This is a genomic window from Oerskovia sp. NPDC060287 (genome assembly GCF_042726775.1).
Classification (GTDB): domain Bacteria; phylum Actinomycetota; class Actinomycetes; order Actinomycetales; family Cellulomonadaceae; genus Oerskovia; species Oerskovia merdavium.
In genome coordinates, this window is record NZ_JBHXBO010000388.1 from 1 (window position 1) to 2,162 (window position 2,162).

At 73.9% G+C, this 2,162-nt stretch carries 3 protein-coding genes; 1 reads left to right on the top strand and 2 read right to left on the bottom strand.

What is annotated here, in order from left to right; genetic code table 11:
• Positions 1 to 16 precede the first annotated feature (16 nt).
• Together ACFWFR_RS19185 and ACFWFR_RS19190 are read right to left on the bottom strand one after the other, a co-directional pair.
• Positions 17 to 1,138, bottom strand: coding sequence for a threonine aldolase family protein (locus tag ACFWFR_RS19185; RefSeq protein ID WP_377624175.1), 1,122 nt, complete (start codon positions 1,136 to 1,138; stop codon positions 17 to 19).
• Between the two features lie 44 nt (positions 1,139 to 1,182).
• Complete coding sequence (locus tag ACFWFR_RS19190) at positions 1,183 to 1,617, bottom strand: YchJ family protein (RefSeq protein ID WP_377624176.1); 435 nt, start codon at positions 1,615 to 1,617, stop codon at positions 1,183 to 1,185.
• Positions 1,618 to 1,645: 28 nt separating this feature from the next.
• Between ACFWFR_RS19190 and ACFWFR_RS19195 the strand changes: the two genes are divergently transcribed.
• Entirely contained in the window at positions 1,646 to 2,110 is a 465-nt protein-coding gene (locus tag ACFWFR_RS19195) for a VanZ family protein (RefSeq protein ID WP_377624177.1), read from the top strand.
• Positions 2,111 to 2,162 lie beyond the last annotated feature (52 nt).

Sequence of the window (2,162 nt, forward strand, 5' to 3'; positions counted from 1 at the left end):
GGGCGTGACCTCCGGGTCACGCCCGCTCGGGTGTTCCCAGGGCCGTGCGGACCGCGGCAGCGAACGCGTCGACGTCCTCGACGGTCGTGTCCCACGAGCACATCCAGCGGACCTCGACGCGCTCGTCGCCCGTGACGGGGTCAGGGGCCGCGGTGGCCCAGTCGTAGAACGTGAAGTCCGCGCGCAGCGCTTCGGCTGCGGCGCGCGGGAGGACCGCGAACACGGCGTTGGCCTGGGTGGGCTGGGAGAACGCGAGGCCCGACGGCGCAGCGTGCGTGCCGCCGTCGGTCACCTCTCCCTCGCTCGCCACGGGCGAGAGCGCGGCCCGCAGGCGTGCAGCCATCGCGTTGGCGTGCGCCGCGCTGGTGCGCCACAGGTCGTCCTCGAGCAGTGCCGTGAGCTGCGCCGAGACGAAGCGCATCTTGGACGCGAGCTGCATGGTCATCTTGCGGACGTAGTCGACGCCCTGGACCGCGTCGGGGTCCAGGACCACGACGGCCTCGCCGAACAACAGGCCGTTCTTGGTGCCGCCGAACGACACGACATCGACACCCACGTCGGTCGTCGTCTCCCGCAACGACACCCCCAGTGAGGCCGCCGCGTTCGCGAGCCGGGCGCCGTCAAGGTGGACACGCAGGCCCGCGGCGTGCGCGCGGTCGCTGATCGCACGGATCTCGTCGGGCGAGTAGACCGTGCCCAGCTCGGTCGCCTGCGTGATCGAGGCGACGAGAGGCTGCGCGCGGTGCTGGTCGCCCAGGTCGCCCACGAACCGGTCGATCGCGCCCGGCGTCAGCTTCCCGTCCGGTGCGGGGACCGTGAGGAGCTTGATCCCGCCGACGCGCTCGGGGGCGCCGTTCTCGTCCTGGTGGACGTGCGCGTGCTCCGACGTGACGACCGCACCCCAGCGCGGCAGCATCGACGTGAGCGCGACGACGTTCGCGCCCGTCCCGTTGAACACCGGGTACGCCGTGGCCTGCTCGCCGAAGTGACGCCTGACCGACTCCTGGAGACGCTCGGTCCACGGGTCTGCACCGTAGGACCCGGCGTGGCCCACGTTCGCCGCGGTCAGGGCCGCGAGGACCGCCGGGTGGGCAGGGGCGTAGTTGTCGGACGCGAACGAGCGCTGGGTCGAGGGCACCCGGCCAGGGTAAGCCCGCGGCCGAGCGACCCCTCGCGAGCGCGTCAGCCCCGGTGCTCCCCGTCCACGTAGTACCAGCGCCCGCCCTCGCGCACGAACGAGCTGACCTCGTGCAGCGACCCGCGCTCGCGGGTCTCTGCGGAGCGGAAGTGGGCCACGAACTCGACGACGCCCGTCCGGTCGAGCGGTCCGCCCGCGCTCGTCGCCACGACGTCCAGACGGCGCCACGTCACGTCGTCGTCGAGGTCCAGGTCCGCGGGGCGCGTCGAGGGGTGCCAGGTCGCGAGCAGGTAGTCCGCGTCGCCGACCGCGAACGCCGCGTAGCGCGAACGCATCAGGGCCTCGGCCGTCGGGGCCGTCACCGCGTCCGGGACGCCCCCGGCGAGGCCGACGTGGAAGCGTCCGCAGCACGCCCCGTACGTCTCGCCGGACAGGCACGGGCAGCGGGCGTCGTCGGGCAGGGGCCAGGTCGCGGTCACCCGACCATCCTTCCGTAGGGTGTGAGCCGTGCGCACCCTCCGCTGGACCTTCGCGGTCTACCTCGCCGCCGTCCTGGTCGTGACATGCTGGCCCTCGCCCGAGTCCACCGCGGCCCCGGGCTGGGCGCTCGCGGTCGTCGACGCGTTCCGCGCGGTGGGGCTGCCCATGACCGTCGTGTTCCTCGAGGCCGCGTCGAACGTCGTGATGTTCCTGCCGTTCGGCGTGCTGGGGCTGCTCGTCCTGACCGGGACCGGTGCCCGGGGCGACCTCGCGGCCGGACTCACGCGGGGCCTCTGGCGGCGCGCCGGTCTCGTGGTGCTCGCGGGCTTCGTGCTGTCGCTCGCGATCGAGCTGACCCAGCTGCTGATCCCCGGGCGGTACTCGACCGTGCAGGACGTCGTGCTCAACACCACGGGGGCCGCGCTGGGGGCGGCCCTCACGGTCGGGTTCTTCGCGGTGCGCCGCGCGCGGCCCGCCCCCTCGGCGACGTAGTCGCCTCGACGCAGAAGGTGACCCGCGCAGGAGCGGCGCCCACCCCGGAGGG